This window comes from Zhongshania sp. (genome assembly GCF_029212375.1).
In the GTDB taxonomy this organism is placed as follows: domain Bacteria; phylum Pseudomonadota; class Gammaproteobacteria; order Pseudomonadales; family Spongiibacteraceae; genus Spongiibacter.
This window is the reverse complement of record NZ_JARGNU010000003.1, coordinates 191,433-214,725: the sequence shown is the minus strand read 5'-3', so window position 1 is coordinate 214,725 and position 23,293 is coordinate 191,433. Positions and strand designations below refer to the sequence as shown.

The 23,293-nt window shown below is 50.8% G+C and carries 21 protein-coding genes; 12 read left to right on the top strand and 9 right to left on the bottom strand.

Going from position 1 to position 23,293, the window contains the following annotated elements:
• Positions 1–12: 12 nt before the first annotated feature.
• A complete protein-coding gene (gene ppsA, locus P1U47_RS05125) occupies positions 13–2,385 on the bottom strand; it encodes a phosphoenolpyruvate synthase (RefSeq protein ID WP_301027515.1) in 2,373 nt (790 codons plus the stop codon).
• 129 nt (positions 2,386–2,514) lie between these two features.
• On the opposite strand from ppsA, the gene P1U47_RS05120 reads away from it, so the two are divergent.
• From P1U47_RS05120 to P1U47_RS05110, 3 genes are all read left to right on the top strand, one after another.
• Positions 2,515–3,333, top strand: coding sequence for a pyruvate, water dikinase regulatory protein (locus P1U47_RS05120; protein WP_301027514.1), 819 nt, complete (start codon positions 2,515–2,517; stop codon positions 3,331–3,333).
• Positions 3,333–4,544: a patatin-like phospholipase family protein gene (locus tag P1U47_RS05115; protein ID WP_301027513.1), complete on the top strand. Its 1,212-nt coding sequence runs from the start codon at positions 3,333–3,335 to the stop codon at positions 4,542–4,544. Before P1U47_RS05120 ends, P1U47_RS05115 begins: the two co-directional genes overlap by 1 nt.
• Before the next feature lie 480 nt (positions 4,545–5,024).
• Positions 5,025–5,510 (top strand): AP2/ERF family transcription factor, encoded by a 486-nt coding sequence (locus P1U47_RS05110; RefSeq protein ID WP_301027512.1) that lies wholly within the window; start codon positions 5,025–5,027, stop codon positions 5,508–5,510.
• A gap of 89 nt (positions 5,511–5,599) precedes the next feature.
• On the opposite strand, the gene gspG is transcribed toward P1U47_RS05110, so the two are convergent.
• From gspG to P1U47_RS05075, 7 genes are all read right to left on the bottom strand, one after another.
• The gene (gene gspG, locus P1U47_RS05105; RefSeq protein WP_301027511.1) at positions 5,600–6,103 is read right to left on the bottom strand and encodes a type II secretion system major pseudopilin GspG; all 504 of its coding nucleotides are present in this window, start codon (positions 6,101–6,103) and stop codon (positions 5,600–5,602) included.
• A gap of 9 nt (positions 6,104–6,112) precedes the next feature.
• Positions 6,113–7,141, bottom strand: a complete 1,029-nt coding sequence (gene sohB / locus P1U47_RS05100) for a protease SohB (protein ID WP_301027510.1) — start codon at positions 7,139–7,141, stop codon at positions 6,113–6,115.
• A 60-nt stretch (positions 7,142–7,201) separates the two neighbouring features.
• The gene (locus P1U47_RS05095) at positions 7,202–7,849 is read right to left on the bottom strand and encodes a cation/multidrug efflux pump (RefSeq protein WP_301027509.1); all 648 of its coding nucleotides are present in this window, start codon (positions 7,847–7,849) and stop codon (positions 7,202–7,204) included.
• 28 nt (positions 7,850–7,877) lie between these two features.
• The gene (locus tag P1U47_RS05090; protein ID WP_301027508.1) at positions 7,878–9,581 is read right to left on the bottom strand and encodes a hypothetical protein; all 1,704 of its coding nucleotides are present in this window, start codon (positions 9,579–9,581) and stop codon (positions 7,878–7,880) included.
• 149 nt (positions 9,582–9,730) lie between these two features.
• Positions 9,731–10,462, bottom strand: coding sequence for a DNA polymerase III subunit epsilon (gene dnaQ, locus P1U47_RS05085; RefSeq protein WP_301027507.1), 732 nt, complete (start codon positions 10,460–10,462; stop codon positions 9,731–9,733).
• A 1-nt stretch (position 10,463) separates the two neighbouring features.
• The gene (gene rnhA / locus P1U47_RS05080) at positions 10,464–10,916 is read right to left on the bottom strand and encodes a ribonuclease HI (RefSeq protein WP_301027506.1); all 453 of its coding nucleotides are present in this window, start codon (positions 10,914–10,916) and stop codon (positions 10,464–10,466) included.
• Entirely contained in the window at positions 10,909–11,688 is a 780-nt protein-coding gene (locus P1U47_RS05075) for a class I SAM-dependent methyltransferase (RefSeq protein WP_301027505.1), read from the bottom strand. Before P1U47_RS05075 ends, rnhA begins: the two co-directional genes overlap by 8 nt.
• 88 nt (positions 11,689–11,776) lie before the next feature.
• Here P1U47_RS05075 and gloB point away from each other — a divergent pair, with 88 nt between their 5' ends.
• The 9 genes from gloB to P1U47_RS05030 all read left to right on the top strand — a co-directional run bounded on the left by gloB (position 11,777) and on the right by P1U47_RS05030 (position 22,481).
• On the top strand, positions 11,777–12,550 hold the full coding sequence (gloB, locus tag P1U47_RS05070) for a hydroxyacylglutathione hydrolase (protein WP_301027504.1): 774 nt from the start codon (positions 11,777–11,779) through the stop codon (positions 12,548–12,550).
• Between the two features lie 27 nt (positions 12,551–12,577).
• On the top strand, positions 12,578–14,317 hold the full coding sequence (locus P1U47_RS05065) for a LysM peptidoglycan-binding domain-containing protein (protein WP_301027503.1): 1,740 nt from the start codon (positions 12,578–12,580) through the stop codon (positions 14,315–14,317).
• Positions 14,318–14,370: 53 nt separating this feature from the next.
• Positions 14,371–15,402, top strand: a complete 1,032-nt coding sequence (locus tag P1U47_RS05060; RefSeq protein ID WP_301027502.1) for an ABC transporter permease subunit — start codon at positions 14,371–14,373, stop codon at positions 15,400–15,402.
• Positions 15,399–16,451: an ABC transporter permease gene (locus P1U47_RS05055; RefSeq protein WP_301027501.1), complete on the top strand. Its 1,053-nt coding sequence runs from the start codon at positions 15,399–15,401 to the stop codon at positions 16,449–16,451. Before P1U47_RS05060 ends, P1U47_RS05055 begins: the two co-directional genes overlap by 4 nt.
• Positions 16,444–18,246 (top strand): extracellular solute-binding protein, encoded by a 1,803-nt coding sequence (locus P1U47_RS05050; RefSeq protein ID WP_301027500.1) that lies wholly within the window; start codon positions 16,444–16,446, stop codon positions 18,244–18,246. The genes P1U47_RS05055 and P1U47_RS05050 overlap by 8 nt, the downstream gene beginning before the upstream one ends.
• Positions 18,243–19,244, top strand: a complete 1,002-nt coding sequence (locus P1U47_RS05045) for an ABC transporter ATP-binding protein (protein ID WP_301027499.1) — start codon at positions 18,243–18,245, stop codon at positions 19,242–19,244. The genes P1U47_RS05050 and P1U47_RS05045 overlap by 4 nt, the downstream gene beginning before the upstream one ends.
• Entirely contained in the window at positions 19,241–20,293 is a 1,053-nt protein-coding gene (locus P1U47_RS05040; RefSeq protein ID WP_301027498.1) for an oligopeptide/dipeptide ABC transporter ATP-binding protein, read from the top strand. Before P1U47_RS05045 ends, P1U47_RS05040 begins: the two co-directional genes overlap by 4 nt.
• A 154-nt stretch (positions 20,294–20,447) precedes the next feature.
• Positions 20,448–21,341, top strand: a complete 894-nt coding sequence (locus tag P1U47_RS05035) for a tyrosine-protein phosphatase (RefSeq protein ID WP_301027497.1) — start codon at positions 20,448–20,450, stop codon at positions 21,339–21,341.
• On the top strand, positions 21,342–22,481 hold the full coding sequence (locus P1U47_RS05030) for a class I SAM-dependent methyltransferase (RefSeq protein WP_301027495.1): 1,140 nt from the start codon (positions 21,342–21,344) through the stop codon (positions 22,479–22,481).
• 40 nt (positions 22,482–22,521) lie between these two features.
• Here the strand turns inward: P1U47_RS05030 and ppk2 are convergent, their stop codons facing one another.
• The gene (ppk2, locus tag P1U47_RS05025; RefSeq protein WP_301027494.1) at positions 22,522–23,274 is read right to left on the bottom strand and encodes a polyphosphate kinase 2; all 753 of its coding nucleotides are present in this window, start codon (positions 23,272–23,274) and stop codon (positions 22,522–22,524) included.
• Between the last annotated feature and the right edge of the window lie 19 nt (positions 23,275–23,293).

Sequence of the window (23,293 nt, the reverse complement as noted above, 5' to 3'; positions counted from 1 at the left end):
AAGCGTCGCTATTTACGTGCGCAGCTTCTCGGCTAAGAACAACCATGTATCCAATACCGAGTCGGGGTTCAGCGACACGCTATCGATGCCCTGCTCCATTAACCACTGAGCAAAGTCGGGGTGATCCGATGGGCCTTGGCCGCAAATGCCGATGTATTTGCCATGTTTTTTACAGGCATCAATCGCCATTTTCAGCAAGGCTTTTACCGCGTCGTTGCGCTCATCGAACAGATGGGCGATAAGGCCGGAGTCGCGATCCAAACCTAGGGTTAGCTGGGTAAGGTCGTTGGAGCCAATTGAGAAGCCGTCGAAGTACTCCAAGAATTGCTCCGCCAGCAACGCGTTGGCGGGCAGTTCGCACATCATTACCACGCGCAGGCCGTTTTCGCCGCGCTTCAGGCCATTGGCTTCGAGCAGTTCAATTACCTGCTTGGCTTCGCCGACGGTACGCACGAAAGGCACCATAATTTCGACATTGGTTAAATCCATGTCGTTGCGCACCTTCTTCAGTGCGCGGCACTCCAATTCAAAACACTCACGGAAGGAATCCGAGATGTAGCGCGAGGCACCACGGAAACCCAGCATGGGGTTTTCTTCTGATGGCTCGTACAAACTGCCACCGATCAAATGCGCGTATTCATTGGATTTAAAGTCGGACATCCGCACAATAACGCGTTTGGGATAGAAGGCGCTGGCGATGGTCGAAATACCTTCAACCAGCTTTTCTACGTAAAACTCGACTGGGCTGGCGTAGCCCGCAATGCGGCGCTTTACGGCGGTTTGCACATCTTGGGGAATGTCGTCGAAATTAATCAGCGCCTTGGGGTGGACACCGATCATACGGTTAATAATGAATTCTAAGCGCGCCAAACCAACACCGGCATTAGGGTAGCCTTGGAAGTCGAAAGCGCGGTCGGGGTTGCCGACATTCATCATGACTTTAAACGGCAGATCCGGCATGGCGTCGAGCTTATTGCGGTTTATGTCAAAGTCGAGGATGCCCTCATAAACCATACCAGTGTCGCCTTCAGCGCACGATACGGTTACCAATTTGCCGTCGGGCAGTAATTCGGTGGCATCGCCACAGCCGACTACCGCAGGAATACCCATTTCGCGCGCAATGATCGCCGCGTGGCAAGTACGGCCGCCACGGTTGGTAACTATTGCCGACGCGCGCTTCATCACCGGCTCCCAATCGGGGTCCGTCATGTCAGTTACCAGCACGTCACCCTGCTGAACCTGATCCATTTCGCTAATATCGTTGATGATGCGAACCGGACCGGCACCAATGCGCTGACCAATTGAGCGACCTTCGCACAGTACGGCGCCCTTTTCTTTAAGCAGGTAGCGCTCCATTAAAGTGGTGGATTCACGGCTTTTTACGGTTTCAGGACGAGCCTGCACAATGTAAAGCTTGCCGTCGTCGCCATCTTTGGCCCATTCAATATCCATTGGCCGCTGGTAGTGCTGCTCAATAATCATGGCCTGCTTGGCCAAGCCCAGTACTTCGTCGTCAGTAAGACAGAACTGCTGACGGTCGGCGCTGGACACGTCAACGGTATCAACCGATTTACCGGCGCTGGCGTCGCTGCCGTAAACCATCTTGATCATTTTGCTGCCAAGGTTGCGGCGCAACACGGCGGGGCGATCTTTGGCTAAGGTCGCTTTGTGCACATAAAACTCGTCGGGGTTTACGGCGCCCTGCACAACCGTTTCGCCCAAACCGTAAGAGGCGGTGATAAATACCACGCCGTCGAAGCCGGATTCGGTGTCCATCGAGAACATAACACCCGCGGCGCCAGTTTCGGAACGCACCATGCGCTGTATACCGGCAGACAGCGCCACGTCGGCGTGTTCAAAGCCTTGGTGCACGCGGTAAGCAATAGCGCGGTCGTTGTACAAAGAAGCAAACACCTCTTTGATCGCGATCATAATATTGTCGAGGCCGCGGATGTTAAGAAAGGTTTCTTGCTGGCCGGCAAAGGAGGCATCCGGTAAATCTTCGGCGGTTGCTGAAGAGCGAACCGCAAAAGACATGGCATTGTTGCCATCTACCAGTTGCTCATAGGCTTGAACCACGGCAGTATTAAGCGCCTCTGGAAAAGGTGTTTCAACTATCCACTGGCGAATGGTTTTACCGACCACTGCGAGATTTTTTACATCTTCGATGTCGAGATCTTTGAGTTCTGCAATAATGCGGTCGTTTAAGCCGCTCTGCTGGAGAAAGTCGCGAAACGCGTCAGCAGTGGTAGCAAAGCCACCGGGAACCGAAACACCGGCCTGTGACAGCTGGCTGATCATTTCGCCTAGGGATGCATTTTTGCCGCCAACACGGTCGACATCGTTCATTCCTAGATCGTTGAACCAGATTACGTATTCTGACACGTTGTTTCTCCCGTTTTTAATACAACCGCTAAGCGGATAATAAGTACATAAACAAAGCTGGGGCTATACTAAGTGATGTAACTTGGAAATTCCCGTCGAAAAACACCGAGCCTTAGGTAAAAAAACTACATGATTCGTGCGGCCATCTTTATATCAGACAGTACCGGCATTACAGCCGAGACCTTGGGTAGCAGTATTCTGTCCCAATTTGAAAATCAAAAGTTTAATCACATTGTTATTCCCTATGTAGATACCGTAGAAAAAGCGCGCTCGGCGGTAGAAAAAATCAACCGTGCTGCGGCAGAAACCGGCAACCAGCCAATCGTATTCGACACACTCGTTAACGAAGAGCTCTGCGCCATTATTGCCACCAGCCAAGGTTTTATTATTGACGTGCTAGGCACCTTTGTTAAACAGCTGGAAATTGCCCTGGACGAAAAGCCCTCGCGCACTGTGGGCCGCGCGCAAAGTGCCGACCGCGACGCCGAGTACAAACTGCGTATTGATGCAGTGAATTACGCCCTAGACAACGATGACGGTGCCCGCCTAAACCGCTACGACCAAGCCGAAGTAATTCTCATTGGCGTGTCGCGCAGCGGCAAAACCCCAACCTGCTTGTATTTGGCAATGCAATCTGGGGTGTTTGTGGCCAACTACCCAATCACCGAAGAAGACATGGAAGGCGACCGCCTACCCAAGCCGCTGCTTGAACACCGCAGCCGGCTTTTTGGTTTAACTATTGAAGCCGAGCGCCTGTCGGCAATTCGCAGCGAACGCCGGCCTAATAGCCGCTACGCCTCGCTGCGCCAGTGCGAAGACGAGTTGCGCCAAACCGAGGCCATGTTTCAGCGGTTTGGCATCCCGTATTTAAATATAACTCATGCCTCGGTGGAAGAAATCGCCACGCGAGTATTGCTCGATACCGGCTTACGGGGGCATAAGCGCTAGTGTCTACATCGCAAACAAACGAGCAATTAGGCGACGAACGAGAAGCCGATTACCGAGCTAATACCGCGCTGGTGTTACCTGGTGGCGGTGCGCGGGCCGCCTACCAAGTGGGGGTGCTAAAAGCACTGGCAGAAATTCATGGCAAACGTCATGGCAACCCCTTTCCAATTCTGGCGGGCACCTCCGCCGGCGGTATCAATGCGGCATCACTCGCGGCGGGCGCCCATCATTACACCGGTACCATTAAACAACTGGAATTGCTGTGGCGTGAGCTATCTACCGATAAAATTTACCGCGCTGACTTTTTTGGGGTGTTGCGCAATGCCATACGCTTGGCCTACTCGCTGTTTAATTCCGGCGGAACCATCGTTAAGCCGGTGGCCCTGCTCGACAATAGCCCCTTGCGCAAACTGCTCGGTGAATACGTTAAATTCGAAAACATCAGCCGCAATATTCTCAATCGCGATTTAGACGCATTTTGTCTTACCGCCATGAATTATACCGAAGGCGTCTCTGAAACCTTTTTTCAAGGCGGCCCGCAATATGCCGGTTGGCAGCGTTGGCGCCGCCAAGGTGTGGCCACCCCTATTCAACTGCAACACTTAATGGCCTCGACCGCTATTCCGACTATTTTCCCGCCAGCCAAAGTAGGTCGTTTTTACTATGGCGACGGTGCATTGCGGCAATTAACCCCAATCAGCCCCGTTATTCATTTAGGCGCTAATCGCGTTTTGGTTATTCCCGCTAACGGCCATAAACGGCAATACCCGAAATTGCCTAAGCGAATCCAATCGCCTGGCTTTGGCCAAATTATTGGTCATTTATTGAACAGCGCTTTTATCGACAGCATCGAAACCGATATTGAACGCCTAGAGCGCATTAATGAATTAATCCGCTTAATACCAGAAGAAAATCTGTCGATGATGGGCAAGGAACTGCTGCCAATAGATTGTCTTGTTATTAGTCCCAGCGAAGACATCGACCGCATTGCCGACGAGCACGTTAACGAGCTGCCCCGCAGTCTGCGGATGTTTTTGCGCGGTTCGGGTAGCAATGGCGGTGGTGGCGTGAGTATCTCAAGTTATTTGCTATTTACTCCAGAATACTGCGGCAAGCTAATTGACCTAGGTTATCGCGATGGCATGGCGCAAAAATCTGAACTTATCGAGTTTCTCTACCGTCCCCAGCCCAGCAAACCCCAAGCTGGCTAAAACTTAGATTTAGCGCGGCAATCACAATCACTGCATAAACGAGACGGCGCGCGTTTACAAATACGGCATTGCAATACACCGCAAACTTCCATTGAAAGCGAGCGCATTGGCAACAAAATTGCTTTTACTACACGCTAGCAAGCTGCGGACTAAAATTGTAAGTGCCTGTAAATTGAACGTTAATTGATCGATTCCAACTACATTTACTCAATCGCGATTGCTTTCTGAAGAAAAACACCTCTATTATGCTGCTTATCAATATTTAAGCCGCTCGGGTTTTGTGATCACTACCATTTCGAGTGTATCATTGCCGGTTTGCTAGACCGCATTGTTGCAGATGCGCACTATTTGCAGGCGAGCAATCGGGCTTCGCAAGCTTCAAATCAGCCATTATGGTGCAGCATGCGTATTAATTTGGCACCTTTTTGATGTTTAGCTAAGACTAGGCGGTGCCTTTAGAAGGATTTTACGAGTAGCAGTATGGCCAAAAGTAAAACTATGTATGGCATCTCGCGAATTGACGATGACATACACCGAACTCATGCTTGGCGAGTCAGCATTCGCAGACAAGGCAAACTCTTAGTTAAGAATTTTCCTGATAAAACCTATGGCGGCAAGCGTAAGGCACTGGCTGAGGCCAAACTGCATCGCGATAAAGTTGTGGCCGAACATCCGCCAACGACCCGCAAGCAGTTCTGCTCCACCCTGCGCCGCCACAATAATTCGGGAATCCCTGGCGTTTACCGCTATGCCAAACGCTATAAATTAAAGAATGGCAGTGTAAAAGAAATTTGGTATTGGGAGGCGCATTGGCCGGTGGGTACCAATAGCAGTGAAAAGGCGACATTTTCTGTGGCCATTTACGGTGAGCGCAAAGCCAAACGCATGGCGATAGCTACCCGTGAGGCTGGAGTAAGCAAATTAGAGGGTGTTTTTTGGGCGTCTCAGCGCGGGGTTGTCTCGTGATTGCAAGCAAATACGCATTTAGCTTGTAACGCTATAAGCAGCAAATTTGCCAAATTCCCGCTCAATACCTAGCGTCACAAAACTAAGCCTCAATGCTCATCACTTTGATACTGAATGGAGATATCAGTATTCAAACCTTTGCCGCCCACTTTAGAATCGGCGCCAAGACTTGAAACAGAAAAGCCAGGTGGTGCATCCGAGCTGGTGTACAAATAGGCATTATTCCAAGGGTCGTGAATTAGCGTTTCCCGATTAATGTAGGGACCATTCCACTTAAGCGCCAGCGGGTCTATTTCCGGTGCGATATACAGTGCCATTAAGCCCTGCGCACTGCTTGGGTAGCGATTATTGTCGAGCTTGTACTGGTGCAGAGCCATCGAAATACGTCTAAAATCGCTATCTACCTGCTCTTTTAAGGCCGTGTCGATGCGCTTTGTCACAATGACAATCACAATAATGGCGAGCACACTGGCAATGGCGATCACCAGCGCGATTTCCCACAATTTGATGCCCCGTTGTTTTTTTACGTTCAGCTGGGCGCAGCCGAGACCTAGTCGAGATAAACGCTGGGCTACCTGTAAACTCGATCTCAAGCGACTTCCTTAAAACCGATTCTGGCTTAGCTTTGCCAGCAAACCAGTCAAAGTGCGATTAATCGCACTTTCGGCGGCAAAACCTAGCCTTTCGGGCAGGCTGCGCTTCTGACGGTAACTAACCGCAAATATATCACTGTCGGCGCGCTGACTGAGCAGATAGTCGTCACTGGTGCGAATTTCATCTACCAGTTTCACGTCCATCGCCCGCGAGCCGTACCACACTTCGCCAGTGGCTATGTTGTCGATATCTAGCTGAGGACGATTTTCACTGACAAATTCTTTGAACAGAATATGCGTGTCTTCAAGCTCTTCAATAAACTTCTTGCGGCCTTCGTCGGTGTTCTCACCCACCATAGTTAGGGTGCGTTTATGGGCACCCGCAGTATGCAGCTCAATGTCGACGTCATGCTTTTTAAGCAGGCGATTAAAGTTGGGCAATTGCGCCACTACCCCAATTGAGCCAATAACGGCAAAAGGCGCCGCCATAATGCGGTTGCCAATACAGGCCATCATATAGCCGCCACTGGCAGCAACACGGTCAATGGCAATGGTTAGTGGAATGCCATGAGCGCGAATGCGTTGTAATTGTGACGATGCCAAGCCATAGCTGTGCACCATGCCACCAGGGCTTTCTAGGCGCAGTAAAATTTCGTCTTCGGGTCTGGCCACGGTGAGAATTGCAGAAATTTCATGGCGCAAAAACTCAACCTCTGAGGCGCTAACATCGCCGTCAAAATCCAACACATAGATGCGCTTACGATGTTGGTCGGCGTTTTTCTTGATTTCGGCTTTGATCTGCTTTTTCTTGAGCTTGCGCTCTTTCTTAAAGCTGTCTTCGTCGAGAATTTCAAATTTTAAGAGGTCTTCCCAGTCTTCGTAACGATGATTCAGGGTCTCTACTTCAATATGACCTTCGCTGCCTTCTTTTTTGGTGCGCTGGCTAGCGACCGCAATCGCGCTGACAATCACCACAAAAGCGGCGACCACAGTGATGGATTTGGCCAAAAATAGGCCGTATTCCAATAGAAATTCCAAAAAATTACTCCCAGAGAGGTTCAAAAAGTGCCACATATTCATACGGCACGGCAGTCTAAGTCAAGCGGGCCAGTTGCGTAAGGCTTTGACGGCTATTGGATTTTCAGGGCGAATAAAGAGCCCGTTATGGCTCAAATACACACTAAACTGCGCGCCATCAATCATCGGTGCAAACACCGAGTTGCCGTAATTAGCGTCAACCCACTTTTGTACCGTGTCGTTGCTACGCAACCACTGCCACACATCAAGTGGCTTAGAAAGGTTGATGAGATACACGGTGCGTGGGGCATTGCGCTCGTTTTCAATATCTGAATATCGACCAAGCAAGCGCTCTAAACGGTATAGATTGTCTAATCCCAGGCGCGCAACTGGCATTTGCCAACGAATAATACGGCTGTCGATTTGCCATTGATCACCCTTCAGTAAGAACGACTGCAGCGCCTCGCCATCAAGGGTGTCGACGCTTACCAAATACTCCTGAGCCTCTTTACTGGCTCCCACAAACACCCGCGCCACCATTTGTTCATCGGCAAGATGGCGATAGCTCAACACGTCTTTACTAACCACTATGGCGCCAGTGGTGAAGCCAAAGGCCAAAACTACTGCCACCGAACCGCTAAACAGATGTTTGCGCAGGCGCAATACCGCCAGTAAGCACAGCAACAGGCCCAGCGCGGAGATCAGTAAAAACAGATAATCGAGACTCATCCAGTACACTTCTTCATTAAGGTTATTGTCAGCTTGCCGCGCGCAGCAAGGCTACGCTGTCTTCGGCAACCTGCAGAATACGCGCATCAGCAGTGTGATGCCTACCTAGCTCATTAAGATAGTACTCAATGCTAATCATGGCGTCTGCGAGCGTTTCTAATGATTGTATATCGCTAGCAGGGTTAACTTGCGTGCGCTCCACAAAGCCACTAATAAAGTCGGTGGCGCCGCTGGTGACCTCAGGGAGCTTTTCAACACCAATCATATAGAATGCGCCGCGAACTGAGTTGAGAAGTTGCGGTAAATTTGAAATATGGGTGCGATCAAAATCTGAGTCTATATAGGCTGAAATAGCGCGCTTAACCATACCGATAGCAGCCTTAGACTCGTCAATGACAATGCTGCGCGCTTCACTTAGCTGGTTGTCGGCGCTAATTGCGTCGCGGCGCTCGATAGTCAGATCGCCGAGGTCTTCATAATTTAATTTTCTGCGGTCGATTTGTGCAAGGCTGCCATCAATAAACAGCAGCGTTTCGGCGAGATCTTCGAGTTGCGCCCGCTCCTTACTAAGATCGCGATCAATTAGGTTGTTGAGGACGGCGCAATGCTCGTTGAGACTACCAGCAAGGGCAGATAAATTTAGCACAAGGAGAATGTCGGCGCTTTGCTTTAATACCGCAATAAGCGGCCTTATCTCATCTTCGTCACTGCGCTGATGCTGAGCGATTAATTCAAGCACATCCTTGGCGTGGCGCAACTCACCACGCAACTCATTAATCACCGACGATACGGTGTCGTAGCTCAAACCCAGCATAAGTTTGCGCAGCGAGCAGACTTGCTCATCGCTAATCTCAGCCGGATAGATCTGCGCCACCTTCATGATCTTGCCAGTCATACCTTCGCGATACGTGCTCAGGGTGAGCAAGTAGCTCAGCTCTTGCTCTAATATTTCATTGAGACCTAAGCGGTTTTTTATCCGGCCTCGCATCTGCCCTTCCAAGCCTGCAAGTGCTTTTTTGCGGTGGGCATTAAGCTCTAGGCCGTTATTAACAAACGCCTCTAGAACGGCGTCGGCAATCAGCCAAAAGCGCTGTTGGGGGCCAGCTTCAATGCTATTGCAGAGTCTGCGTACAGCTCGCGACATCACGGTGAGCTGCAAGGGAATTTGGGCGTCGCGCAGCAAGCCCAACAAGCCAGTCTGGTACAGGTGGCGAATACGCTTTAAGGCACTCTCTAGCTCAGCGCCACTAAGCGGTTTACTGCGCAATCTAATAGTGGCATCACGGCTAAACAAGTGTGGTGTTGACGGCTCAAAATAACTGTCTGGCAGCAAAAGCTGGCCATGAGCAGCGCGCAACTCATTGGCATGCGACAAGGCCATGAGCGGAATATCGGAATGCCGAGATTGAACAAACTCTAAATATCGAGGCAGCACAAAAAAGGCCGTACTAAGGGCGTTGAGCTGGCCCTCCGGAACTGCTGTTACACTCGCTAAAATCGCTGAGCACAGTGAGCGCATTTCGTCCGCGATCAGCGCTGCGCCGGGAATTTGCAGCAATCGCAACGTGCCGCCAATTTGGCGTAAATCCACCTCGCACTGCACCAACAAATTTAAATCATGGCGCTCAGACAAAAATGTTTCAAAAACATTTGTGGCCTGCTGCAGGGTTTTACCGAGCTCGTCGGCAACAACGGCGTATGAGCTGGTATTAATTTCTACTTTAAGTGCCACTGATATTTCCTGTAGCCCGCTGGGCTGTCATCAAGTTCTGCTTTGACTTAGTCTTTTAACTAGCGGTTATTTATAGACTATTTAGCACTAAACGACTGAGAAGCACAGCACTTTTAAAGAAGTTCATACAGCGTGGCAAGGTAAACTCATCAATTTTCGGTGTTCAAAGGTCGCTGCCAAACACAATTGCCACCGCTCGTTTTGTCAATTTCGGCCAATTGCTTTTGATGCAAACTAAGTTCATCGCTATTGGCAGCAATGACTCGCAGACGCCGCTGGGCATTAACTAGGCGACGGTGCTCACCGCTCGCCCCACCTTCACTCTGCTGAGAGCCGTCATCACCAGCTAACGACAAAGCAGTTTGGCCGCCGGTCATTAGCAAATAAACGTCGGCTAAGATTTCGGCGTCGAGTAATGCGCCGTGCAAATCGCGCTGGGAGTTATCTACGTAGTAGCGCGAGCACAGTGCATCTAAGCTATTGCGTTGGCCTGGGTGCTTTTGGCGCGCCATAACCAAGGTGTCAACAACGCCACAAATCTCACTTATTTTGGGATCTTTGCGCGCCAAAAACTTAAATTCGGCGTCGAGAAAGCCAACGTCAAAGGGCGCGTTGTGAATAACCAGCTCGGCGCCACGAATAAAGTCTAAAAAGTCATCGGCGATTTGGGCGAAAAACGGCTTGTCCTTGAGCATGTCGTTGGTAATGCCGTGGACTTCTATTGCGCCTGCGTCCACTTCGCGGTCGGGATTAATGTACTGATGGTAGTGGCGGCCGGTGAGTTTGCGGTCTACTAGCTCCACGCAGCCAATTTCAATAATCCGGTGGCCTTGGTTGGGGTCCAGACCCGTTGTTTCGGTGTCTAATACAATTTGGCGCATTTTAATAGGCCTTTAATTCATCAATGCCGCGATTGGCGAGGGCATCGGCAAGATCATTTTCGCGATGACCGCTGTGGCCCTTTACCCAGCGCCAATCGACTTTGTGTATTTGGGCTGCGGCGTCGAGCTGCTGCCATAAATCCGCATTCTTAACCGGTTGCTTGGCCGCGGTTTTCCAGCCGCGCTTTTTCCAGTTCACCATCCACTCGGTTATTCCTTGACGCACATATTGGGAATCGGTGGTTAACACCACGTCACAAGGGCGTTTTAAGGCCCGCAAGGCCTCGATTGCCGCCATTAACTCCATTCGATTATTCGTGGTTTGCGCTTCGCCACCAAAGAGGTTGTGCTCTTTACCTTGGTAGCGCAGCAGCGCGCCCCAGCCGCCGGGACCTGGATTGCCGCGGCAGGCGCCATCGGTAAAAATTTCAACGTGTTCTGGGGCTTCACTCATAATCTGCTCGTGCTTTAATGTTTCGAGTTGCTCCAACCATCGCAGGATGACGGAGAATTTTGGCGCGGCTCACGGGTTTTTCTAGAGTCGGGGTCATGGGCGCGCGGTATTTTGTCGCGCTAAGCACAAAAACACCACCCATTGGCAGGGTTTTTGGTGCAGGTTTATGAGACAGGAAAAAACTCGGGCTGTTTACTGGCAAACGGTGAAAGGCATATTCGACCAAATTTACCTCAAATCCCAGTAGCGATAGCCAATCGTTTATGCGGTGCAAACTTAAGCTGTGATTTTGCCACATTGCACTGTGTTTTAGGCGACCGAGGTAGCCGCGCAGCGCCAGTGGCGAATAGGGGTTTATCCCGCAAACCACCACCTTGCCGTGGGGTACAATTACACGTTCAACTTCGCGCAACACGCGGTGCGGATCACCCACAAACTCCAATAAGTGATGCAACAAAACCACGTCTTGCGATTCATTGGCAACCGGCAATTCCTCAAAATCGCAAACCACATCAAGTACTTGGCTTAAGCCATAGTGGCCAATACCGCCAAGACAAAATTGGCGTTGATAGACATTTGTGTCGATGGGGCAGCGCTCGGGAATAACACTTAAATTAAGTAAATTATATTTAGCCGTGCTGGTATCACTAATTGCCGATGCAATTAATGTTCGCTCCTCGGCCAGCACGGTGCGCCCAACCTCGCTTTGAAACCAGCCCCTAAGCGCCGGCAGCAATACCTCGGGAGAATGCTGAGTCCGCCATTTAGCCATAAGATTTCCCCTGTAGACATTCGCAAGCAAAGCTTGCAGGCCGTGGTCAGAATGTTTAAGCTGGCGCGTCCGTCAAACAATAATGATTATGCTATCAATATCACCCATACCCGCTTTTAGCGACAACTATATATGGTGTGTCGCCCACAACGGAGAGGCAATTATTGTCGATCCAGGCGATGCTGCGCCGGTATTAAAGCATTTAGAGCACCATCAGCTAAAGCTTAGCGCAATTCTAATCACGCATCACCATTACGACCACGTTGACGGCATTGCGTCACTCTGTGAGCGCTACCCGCAAACACCGGTATACGGCCCCCAAAATCACTGCCCTAACATTACCCAGCGCTTAAGCCATGGGCAAACCATTAGCCTGTTCGATTGTAACATTGACGTGATCGCCGTCCCCGGCCACACCTTAGACCACATTGCGTATTACGTCTCAGACAACACCCCAAATCCCCTGTTATTCTGCGGCGACACATTATTTGCAGGTGGTTGTGGTCGATTGTTTGAGGGTACTGCGGAACAAATGCTGACATCACTGAGACTAATCTCCGCCCTACCGGCTAATACGGCAGTGTATTGCGCCCATGAATACACCCTGAGCAACTTGCATTTTGCGAACTCGGTGGAGCCAGAAAATGAACAATTACAGCAGCGTATTCAGCAGGCAAAACAGCGCCGCGCTGATGGATTACCGACAGTACCGTCGGAACTGGCACTAGAGTTGCTCACTAATCCATTCCTAAGAACCGGGAAAAATACAGTACAGGCCAGTGTTATCGCCCACTCCGAACTTAAATGTTGGAAAGAAAAGGATATTTTCGCCAGCTTACGGAAATGGAAGGATGACTTTTGAATACTACTACTGAATAATTGCACCATTATGACAATAACAAATTACCTACATAAGCTCGTTCTTGGTGCGATTTTGCTGTCTCTAGTGACGGCCTGCGCCCAAACGCCCCAACGCCGCAGCGTTCGCACCGCGAGTGATACGCGCTACTGCGAAAAGCCTGAGCATCGAACAGCAAGTATGTGCCAGTACCAGCGCGACGTAGAGCGCCGAAGAAAAACAAGTGACACCGCAAATTACACGCTGCAAGGATTGCCAAAATATTACAGCAGTACAAGTGCTAAAAACGCGTCGATACGTCCTAAAGCTGCCGAAACACCGAAAAAACCGCAAGCCAAATCCTTAACAAGCAATTCAATAGCAAGCCTGCAAAAGCAGCCAAGCGCAGCAAACCCAGAAGAGCTCTGGACTCGCCTTGCAGGCCAACTAAGATTTAATAATTTAACTGACAAAGAAGCGGTAGAAGAAAGAGAAGAATGGTATGCAGAACATGCCTACTACCTCGCCAATGTCAGTAAACGCGCGTCCCGCTATATTTACTATATTCTCGAGAACCTTGAAGCGCGGGATATGCCCGCAGATTTAGCGCTACTGCCCTTTGTAGAAAGTGCCTATGACCCCTTCGCATACTCCCGCGGCCGAGCATCTGGCCTGTGGCAGTTTATACCCAACACGGCAAAACACCTGGGCATTGAGCAAAATTGGTGGTACGACGGCCGCCGCGATGTCATTACCGCCACCGACGCTGCGCTCGACTACCTGAGCGACTTAAATAAGCGCTTTGACGGCGATTGGCTGCTAACCCTAGCCGCCTATAATGCCGGCGCCGGCACAGTGAATAAAGCGATCACCAAGAACAAAAAGAAAGGCTTGCCGACCGATTTTTGGTCTTTAAACCTGCCCAAGGAAACCGAGAACTACGTACCTAAAATGCTGGCGCTGGTTAAAATTTTCCGTAATCCAGCCAGTTATAACTTAACGCTACCCAAATTAGCCAATAGCGAACACTTTGTCGCGGTGGATACCGGCAGCCAAATTGACCTAGCCCAAGCGGCAAAACTGGCCGAGATTAGTGTTGATGAATTGTATCGTCTCAACCCAGGCTTTAACCGCTGGGTAACCGCGCCAGACGGCCCACACCGGCTACTAATTCCCACTAAAAAATCTAAAACCTTCCGACAGCGCTTAGCGAAGGTTTCGCCGCGAGATCGTGTACGCTGGCAGCGTTATAAGGTTCAGCGCGGCGACAACCTCATTGGTATCTCTCGCGAACACCATGTCGACGTAGCAACCTTACGGGCGAGCAACCAACTTGATAAAGATATTTTGCAAGTTGGCCAAGTACTCCTCATCCCCGATGCAGGTAATGGCCTGTCGCCATTAAAAGATCTAAACCGCGGCCAAGCTAGCAGCGAAGCAAGTCGTCTTCAGCACACCGTTAGCCGTGGCGACACCATCAGTGGCATTGCCGATAAATACGGCGTAAACACCGCGCAGATCAACAGCTGGAATAAATTGGCCAGTAGCGCCACGATTCGTCCCGGCCAAAAATTGGTAATCTGGGGCAAGGCGAGCAACACCAGCAGCCAAGGCATTATTCGCAAAGTGGGCTATAAAGTGCGCAATGGCGATTCACTGTCGTTAATTGCCAGCCGTTTTAATTTACGAATTCGCGATATTGCCGAGTGGAATTCCATTAAAACTAGTCAGTATTTACGTCCCGGCCAATCCCTGACCTTGTATGTAGACATTACCCACGCAGACCTTTGATGGGTTTGATATAGTATAGGCCCCGTTGCCCGACTCAGGTTTTTGCTGCATTTATGACAGGCTACTTTATTCGCCGCTTTTTGCTGATAATCCCCACGTTTATCGGCATCACCCTATTGGTTTTCGCCATCACCCGTTTAGTACCGGGTGGCCCCATCGAACAATTAATGATTCAAGCCCAGCTCGGCGGTGAAACCGGCTCATTGCAACGCAGTCAGGGCGGCGGCACCCTGTCTGATGAACAACTGGAAGAATTAAAACACTATTACGGTTTTGATCAGCCGATGCTCAGCAGCTATGTGCGCTGGCTAAAACAGGTAGTGCAATTTGATTTAGGCACGTCAACCCGCTATCAAGACCCAGTATGGCAAATCATTAAAGAACGCTTTCCCGTCTCTATATTTTACGGGCTAACCACCCTCATTCTCACTTATCTGGTTTGTATACCGCTGGGCCTCGCCAAGGGCATGTACCACGGCAGCGCCTTAGACAGCTGGTCATCTGCCGTGGTGTTTTTGGGCTACGCCCTACCGAGTTACGTGATTGGTATTGCCTTAATCTCTTTATTTGCCGGTTACTGGGACTGGTTTCCCCTTGGCGGCTTTGCCAGTGACAACTACGATGATCTTTCTACCTTAGGTAAGGCCGGCGATATTTTTCATCACGCCGCCCTGCCCCTCATCGCGTATTTGGCGGGCAGCTTTGCCGTTACTACCCTGATGATGAAAAACGCTTTGATGGATAATCTGTCTGCCGATTATATGCGCACCGCCGCCGCCAAAGGCCTGAGCCGCAGCGCCAGCGTCAGCGGCCACGCCCTGCGCAATAGCCTCATTCCGGTAGCAACCTCCTTTGGCAATAATATCTCACTACTGTTGGGCGGCTCCTTTTTGATCGAAACCATATTCAATATCGACGGTATTGGCTTGTTAGGCTACGAAGCCATTATTGAGCGGGACTATCCCATTGTAATGGGTATTCTGGTGATCTCGTCGCTCTTGTATCTACTCGGCAATATTCTCTCTGACATTTGCGTAGCGTTGGTCGATCCCCGTATTCGCTTTGGCGGAGGCAGTAGCACATGAGTATTTTTGCCCTGCGCAACCCAGTTGCTAAAAAGCGTTGGCAGCGTTTTCGCCAATCGCGGCGCGGTTTTTACTCAACGTGGATACTACTAGCCTTAACCCTGTGCAGCTTTGGCGCCGAACTCATTGCCAACAATCGCGCACTGGTGGTGGTGTATGAAAATCAGTGGTTTTTCCCTACCTTCAGTGCGGTTAATAGCGGTAAAGATTTTGGCTTGAATTACAGCTACGAGGTAAATTACCGGCAACTGCAGAGCCAACTTGCCGAACAAGGCGACGGCTGGGTATTGATGCCGATCATTCCCTTTAGCCCCTTAGAAACCGATCTGATTGCCGGAGATTTTCCCCCGCACGCGCCGTCACTGACTAAGGGCCATTACCTTGGCACTGACACCAGCGGTCGCGACGTAGCCGCCCGCTTACTCTACGGCTTTCGCACCGCCATTGTGTTCTCCCTGCTGCTATTGGTTTTTAATTACGCCATTGGCGTGGCCATAGGCTGCTTGATGGGCTTTTGGGGTGGCGCCTTCGATTTGATCTTTCAACGTATCATCGAGATTTGGTCCAACATCCCCTTCCTGTACGTGATTATGATCGTCGCCTCCATCATTACCCCAGGCTTTTGGAGCCTGCTGTTTATGATGGCCTTTTTCGGTTGGACCAGCATGACCTGGTATATGCGTACCGCGACCTACAAAGAAGTCGCCAGAGACTATGTAATGGCCGCCAGAGCAATGGGCGCCTCGGGCAGCCGCATTGTGTTCCGTCATATTTTACCCAATAGCGTGTCGACCTTGGTGACCTTTGTACCCTTCTCGGTTGCCTCTGGCATTACCTCCCTCACTGCATTGGATTACCTCGGCTTTGGCTTGCCGCCACCGGTTTCAAGCTGGGGTGAACTCCTCAAGCAGGGCACCGAGAACTTAGAATCGCTGTGGCTGGTTGGCTCAGTGGTTATCGCCATGACCCTTATTTTGATGTTAGTCGCCTATATTGGCGAAGCCATTCGCGATGCCTATGATCCAAGGCAATTTAGCTATTATGAATAAATTTTTAAGCTTTCTATTACTCACGGTTTTTAGCGCGAACCTCGCGCTAGCACTGCCTAAAGAACTGCCTGCTGAGCTTAATTGGCAAACCAATCTTAGCGACCCAATCTTTGCCGATCCTGCCGCCAAGCGCGGCGGACGCTATCGCACCTTTGTCACCACCTTCCCCTTAACCCTCAGGCTGGTTGGGCCAGATTCCAATGGCAGCTTTGCCGGTTATATGCGGGCAAACAACTTAGGGCTGGTAGGCATTCACCCCAATACCCTGCAGCCCCTACCTGAGCTGGCAACACACTGGGCCTTTGGCGACGACGGCCACACCATCTATTTTCGCCTCGACCCCGATGCGCGCTGGTCAGACGGCAAACCCGTAACCGCCGACGACTACCTGTTTGCCCTAGAGTTTATGCGTTCTAAATTTATACTGGCGCCGTGGTATAACAATCATTTCAACGAGGTGATTACTGGCATCGCCAAGTACGATGACTACACCATTGGCATCGAGGGCGCAGTTGCCAAACCCCAAGATGAAATGCTATTTGAGTACGGACTATCGCCGGTCGCAAAGCACTTCCATGTATTGGACGAAAATTGGGTAAAGGATTACAACTGGCGCGTCGAACCCAATACTGGGCCTTATATCATCAGCGAGATTCGCAAGGGTAAATACATTGAGTTCACCCGCAAAAAAGATTGGTGGGCTAACGACAAGCGCTATTTTAAATACCGCTACAACCCCGATCATTTGCGGGTAAAGCTCATTCGCGACATCAACATTGCCTATCAGTACTTTCGCAAGGGTGAGCTGGATAATTTCCCCCTACTCATGCCTCGTTTCTGGCATAAAAAAGCCCAGGGCGATATTTACGAGAACGGCTATGTTGGCAAAATTAAATTTTACAATGATGTTCCCCAACCCATCAGCGGCCTATTCCTCAACGAAGATGCCACGCCCCTTAACGACATAAATGTGCGTTACGCCATTGCCCACGCGCTAAACGTGGACAAGGTAATCAACACCGTATTACACGGCGACTACGAACGCCTGCAAAGCGCCCACGACGGCTACGGCGACTACACCAATACCACAATTCGCGCCCGTGAGTTCGACCTTAAAAAAGCTGGCGAATACCTTGATAAAGCCGGCTGGCAGCAACGCAATAAAGACGGCATCCGCACCAAAGACGGCCAGCCCCTGAGCATTCGCATTACCTATTACAATAGCGGCCACAACGACCGCTTAGTCATTCTGAGCCAAGAAGCGCTCAAGGCCGGAATCGAGTTCAAACTGCAATTACTCGACCCCTCTTCCGCGTTTAAACAAATCATGGAAAACAAACATCAAGCGGCGTGGATGGGCTGGTCTGGCGGCGGTTTATCGCCGACCTACTGGGAGTTTTATCATTCAGAAAATGCCCATAAATCCCAGACCAATAATGTCACCAACACCGACGATCCGGTGATGGATGCTAAAATCATGGCCTACCGCAAGGGCACCGACAAAGCTGGTCGCGTTAAGCTTGCCCACGAGCTAGAGCAAATGATTCACGATCAAGGCTCTTTTATCCCCACTTTTAAAGTGCCCTATACCCGCGAAGCCTATTGGCGCTGGCTAAAATTACCCGCCCACGACGGCACCCGCACCAGCGACTCCCTGTTCGACCCCCTCGGTGGCAGCGGCGGCCTATTCTGGATAGACCAAGAGGCACGCCGCAACATTCTTGAGGCCAAAAGTCATGGCGACGCGTTGCCCCCAGAATTAATCATCGATAAAACCTGGGTAATCGCGCCATGAGCTTATTATCGGTAGAGCAATTGCGGGTCGCGATTCGCGGCGACGATGGCGTGCAGCGCGAACTCGTTAGCGCTATTTCCTTTGCCATCGCCAGCGGCCAAACCATGGGCTTGGTGGGTGAATCGGGCTGCGGAAAAAGCCTTACTGCCATGGCGATACTCGACTTGCTACCCAAGCCCCAGGCGCTGCGCAGCGGCGGTAAAATCCTGTTTAAGGGTGACGATCTAGCCCAGCTAAACCCAAAAGCATTGCGCCAAATTCGCGGCCATAAAATCGCGGTAATCTTTCAAGACCCCATGAGCGCGCTCAATCCCGTGCAGCAAATTGGCCGCCAAATTATGGAAGTACTTAAACTGCACTTCCCCCAGCAGTCGCGTACAGTACAGCGCGCTAGGGTATTAGAACTGCTAACTGAGGTGGGCATTCCCGCCCCAGCAGAGCGCCTAAACGCCTACCCACACCAATTATCGGGGGGCATGCGCCAACGGGTTATGATTGCCATGGCCTTGGCCTGCGAGCCAGAATTATTGATTGCCGACGAACCGACCACCGCGCTCGACGTCACGATTCAAGCGCAAATTGTACGGCTACTGAAAAAGCTGCAAGAAAAGAATGGCATGGCCATGCTGTTTATCACCCATGATCTCGCACTGGTCTCCCAGCTAAGCGACCATATCGCGGTGATGTACGCGGGAAAAATTGTTGAATACGGACCCGCCGCTACGCTATTTAGCACGCCTCGCCACCCCTACACCCAAAGCCTGCTTGCCGCCTTACCTGGCGCGGGCCATCCGCCAAAATCGCCACTGCTCAGTTTAGAGGGCCAAGTGCCCTCTATCGAAAATATGCCAGCGGGTTGCCGCTTTGCCAACCGCTGCCGCTTTGCAGAAGACATTTGCAAACGCAGCGACCCTGTTGCTGAAGCCAGTAATGATCAACTAGAAAGCAGTGAGCAAGCCAGTGTTGCCTGCCATTTATGGAGATCGATTTCGTCATGACGTCAAATACGATTTCAGCAAGGGCGTCAGCAAGTGATTTAGCGACGAATATGGCTGGAGACAAAGCTGTTCTCACCGTAGAGAATCTCCAGCTCCACTTCAGTCAAGGTGGCGGCGTATTCCAGCGTCAGCGCGCCAAATTGCGTGCAGTCGACGGCGTCAGTTTTGACTTATACCAGGGTGAAACCCTTGGCCTCGTCGGTGAATCTGGCTGTGGTAAAAGCAGCCTCGCCAAAGCGCTGCTTAATTTGCACAAGCCCACCGCAGGCTCGGTTATTTATGCCAACACCGATATTGCCGGCCTGTCTGATCGCGAAATGCGCCAATACCGCCGCGCCCTGCAAATGATTTTTCAAGATCCCTTCGAATCCCTCAACAGCCGCCACACCGTGGAGGTTATTCTTGAAGAGCCCCTCGTTATACACAAGATCGGCAATCGCGATAGCCGTCGTCAGCGGGTGGCAGATTTGCTCGCCATGGTCGGTCTGCCGCCGTCTGCCGCCAGCAAATACCCCCATGAATTTTCCGGCGGCCAGCGCCAGCGTATCGGCATTGCGCGGGCCATCGCCCTAGAGCCAGAAATTCTGATTTGCGACGAAGCCGTATCGGCACTCGATGTGTCCGTGCAGGCGCAGATTTTGAACCTGCTGTTAGCCATTCAGCAAAAGCTCAAACTCAGTATTATTTTTATCTCCCACGATTTAGCCGTAGTTCGCCATATGAGCGACCGCATCGCCGTAATGTACTTAGGGCAGATTGTCGAGATTGCAGATGCCGAGTCTATTTACAGCAGCCCCAGACACCCTTACACCCAAGGCCTATTGGCGTCGATACCTCGCCTCGGCGAAGCATCGCCGCTTGAAGCGCAAATTAGCGGCGACCTACCCTCGCCGATTGCGCCACCACCTGGTTGCCGTTTTCACACCCGCTGCCCACATCGGCAAGAACGCTGCGAGCGTGAAGCCCCAGTATTACAGGCGAGCGACGCCAGCCAACACCTCACGGCCTGTCACTTCTGGCCGGAAATTATCGCCAAGCAATCGGCTTAATGTTGATGCTATTTGACGTTTAATTAGTCTTGGCGGGCAGTTTTGGTCCATTTCCCCCCTTATTCGCGGTAAACTTCACCGCCAAAATTCGGCGACGCCGCTGCGTTAAGCCCTGCTTATCCCTAAAAATGCTTAAAGGTCGCAAGTTCCTATTATGAACCCCATCGACATTATAAAATCGCTGCCCGCGCTCAATATCAAATCGATCGATGCTGCGCTCCGCCCGATCCCCGTAGAGAGCCACTTCGGTGAGCGCGAAGCACTGCGCAAACTCACTTTTGACAATATGCATAATTTCCGTGAGCTAGGTGGCTACACCACCGCAGATGGCATGCAGATCAAATGGGGAATGGTGTATCGCGCCGATAAATTGGCAGGGTTGTCTGAGCAGGATCAACATTTTTTAGAGCGTTTAAGGCTCCGTAAAATTATTGACTTCCGCTCTGACGAAGAACGCTTTGACGCGCCTCATAGTTTGCTGCCAAACAGCGCAATTGTCATCGCACCGCACCCCGTTACCGTTGAAGCGGCGCAAATAGAAAAAGTGACCGCGCGCTTGGTGGAAGAAGACGTTAACGCCGAAGACATGGCGCTATTTTTAATTGAAGCCAATCGGGAAATGATTGAGCGCTTTACCCCAGTGTATAAAAAATGGCTGCACTCACTCCTAGAAGACGGTAGCTTTCCCCAAGTATTTCACTGCACCGCGGGTAAAGATCGCACCGGCTTAGCGGCAGCGCTATTAATGCGGATTGTGGGCGTGCCCAGCGAGCTAATTATGCAAGACTACCTCGCCACCAATCACTACACCGCCAAGCGAATAGAACGTATTGTTCACCACGTTAGTGAAACCACCCTGCATCAAATCAATCAAGACGCGGTGCGCACTTTATTTAAAGTGCAGCCCCGCTTTTTAAACGAAGCCTTTCTGACTATTGATGAAGAATACGGCGATTTTGCCACCTACCTCGAAACCGGCCTAGGCTTTGGGGAAGCCCAGTGCGCGCGCCTGCGTGAGCTTTTACTCGAACCCCAGCAGGCTAATTAAATGGAAACACGCACTTTCAAATCGGCCTTTGGCGAACTCACCTTGTTTCGCCGCCCTTTCCGCCCAAGAGAAACGCTACAAGCCTGGGACGCTGCCGATGACTACCTGCTAGCGCATCTCGCCGAGCTAGACCTGCCAAGTGAGACACGCATACTAATCGTCAATGACAGCTTTGGTAGCCTGAGCACAGCGCTGGCAGCTTACGAATGTCATTTGTGGGCCGACTCTGCGATTAGCCAACTCTGCGCCACCGAAAACGCGGCGCGCAACAACAAAGCGGCACCCACATTTATTCCCGCCACCATTGCGCCCACCGGTAAATTCGATTTAATCTTATATCGGCTACCCAAAAGCCGTTCACTATTAAATTATCAACTGCAAATACTCGCGCCACTGTGTAGCACCGGCGCACAGTTTATTGGCGCGGCCATGGCGCGTCATATAGACCAGAATATTGTGGCTGCTTTTGCCAGTACTATTGCTATAGCCAAGCCCAGTCTCGCGCGTAAAAAAGCCCGCCTAATATTCCTTGAAGGCGATTTTATCACCGCGCCGAATAAGGCCGACAGCAAAACATTAGATTTAACGGAAGTTAATTTACAAATCATAAACCGCGCCAATGTGTTCTCACGCGACAAGCTCGACCAAGGCAGCCGGATGGTAATTGCCAGCTTAAATACGCTTGACCCGCCGCAACACTTGGCGGACTTGGGCTGCGGCAATGGCTTACTGGGCATAGTCGCAGCGCGACAATGGCCAACGGCGCAAGTCCATTTCTTTGACGATTCCTTTCTCGCCATCGACAGCGCCAAACAAAATGTTAGCGGCAACCTCGGCGAGACCAATGCAAAATTTAGCGCCAGCGACTGCCTCTACGGCTATACCGGCGACCCATTTGATTTAATCCTATGCAATCCGCCGTTTCATCAAGATCACCATGTTGGCGATCAAATTGCCCGTCAAATGTTCCGCGATAGCTTTCACCACTTGGCCAATAATGGCGTGTTCTGTGTGGTGGGTAATCGTCACCTCGGCTACCATGTGCTGTTGAAAAAGCTATTTGGCAACTGCGAAACCATTAACTCAGACAGCAAATTTGTGGTGTTAGTGGCGCGCAAAACCAGCCCGTCGAATAGCTAAGTAAATACGCCATAAAGGGCCTAAAAACTTAGGCCCAACACTAATCGGCCAAAAATCCGGTATCCAACATTTCTGGTTTGTAACGTTGAATAACAGTCGTATCTACTTGCAAAAGTTGCTCGTCCTTATCGTCGTAATCTAGGCTGGACAGCAGATCTTTAAGTAAATTTATCCGCGCCGCCTTTTTGTTATTCGCGCGAATAACAACCCAAGGCGCAATATCATTGTGGCTGCGCCGCAACATTTCATTGCGCGCTTGGCTGTAATTATCCCAGTTGCTCTGGGCCTCGCGATCAATAGGACTTATTTTCCAATTCGAAAGCGGATCTTGTTCGCGGGCGAGAAATCGCTCTTCTTGCTCGGTTTTATCAATATCCAAAAAATATTTTCGCAACTGAATACCTGAATCGAGCAACATATGCTCAAAGGGCGCGACCATTCTAAAAAATCGCTGATAATCTTCTTCGTCGCAAAAGCCCATAACGCGTTCAACCCCAGCGCGGTTATACCAGCTGCGGTTAAAAATCACGAACTCTCCAGATGCAGGCAAATGCGGTACATAGCGTTGAAAATACCAAGTAGCCTCATCCCGCACGGTTGGCTTACCTAAGGCAACAACGCGGGTTTCTCGTGGGCTTAAATGCTGAACAATGCGCTTAATCACCCCATCCTTACCTGCAGCGTCGCGGCCTTCTACGATCACCAGTATACGGTTGTTACAGGCAATAAAATGGCGTTGTAATTTAACTAACTCTATTTGCAAGGCACGCAATGTAGCTTTGTAATGTTCCATGATTTGTCCGATCCTCGGC

Bases quoted from the DNA above. Each gene is read 5' to 3' on its own strand.
- rnhA (WP_301027506.1), bottom strand. From the start codon at position 10,916: ATGAGTGAAGCCCCAGAACACGTTGAAATTTTTACCGATGGCGCCTGC.
- P1U47_RS05050 (WP_301027500.1), top strand. From the start codon at position 16,444: ATGAATAAATTTTTAAGCTTTCTATTACTCACGGTTTTTAGCGCGAAC.
- P1U47_RS05030 (WP_301027495.1), top strand. From the start codon at position 21,342: ATGGAAACACGCACTTTCAAATCGGCCTTTGGCGAACTCACCTTGTTT.
- P1U47_RS05120 (WP_301027514.1), top strand. From the start codon at position 2,515: ATGATTCGTGCGGCCATCTTTATATCAGACAGTACCGGCATTACAGCC.
- dnaQ (WP_301027507.1), bottom strand. From the start codon at position 10,462: ATGCGCCAAATTGTATTAGACACCGAAACAACGGGTCTGGACCCCAAC.
- P1U47_RS05095 (WP_301027509.1), bottom strand. From the start codon at position 7,849: ATGAGTCTCGATTATCTGTTTTTACTGATCTCCGCGCTGGGCCTGTTG.
- P1U47_RS05075 (WP_301027505.1), bottom strand. From the start codon at position 11,688: ATGGCTAAATGGCGGACTCAGCATTCTCCCGAGGTATTGCTGCCGGCG.
- P1U47_RS05040 (WP_301027498.1), top strand. From the start codon at position 19,241: ATGACGTCAAATACGATTTCAGCAAGGGCGTCAGCAAGTGATTTAGCG.
- P1U47_RS05055 (WP_301027501.1), top strand. From the start codon at position 15,399: ATGAGTATTTTTGCCCTGCGCAACCCAGTTGCTAAAAAGCGTTGGCAG.
- P1U47_RS05110 (WP_301027512.1), top strand. From the start codon at position 5,025: ATGGCCAAAAGTAAAACTATGTATGGCATCTCGCGAATTGACGATGAC.
- P1U47_RS05035 (WP_301027497.1), top strand. From the start codon at position 20,448: ATGAACCCCATCGACATTATAAAATCGCTGCCCGCGCTCAATATCAAA.
- P1U47_RS05045 (WP_301027499.1), top strand. From the start codon at position 18,243: ATGAGCTTATTATCGGTAGAGCAATTGCGGGTCGCGATTCGCGGCGAC.
- gloB (WP_301027504.1), top strand. From the start codon at position 11,777: ATGCTATCAATATCACCCATACCCGCTTTTAGCGACAACTATATATGG.
- ppk2 (WP_301027494.1), bottom strand. From the start codon at position 23,274: ATGGAACATTACAAAGCTACATTGCGTGCCTTGCAAATAGAGTTAGTT.
- P1U47_RS05065 (WP_301027503.1), top strand. From the start codon at position 12,578: ATGACAATAACAAATTACCTACATAAGCTCGTTCTTGGTGCGATTTTG.
- P1U47_RS05060 (WP_301027502.1), top strand. From the start codon at position 14,371: ATGACAGGCTACTTTATTCGCCGCTTTTTGCTGATAATCCCCACGTTT.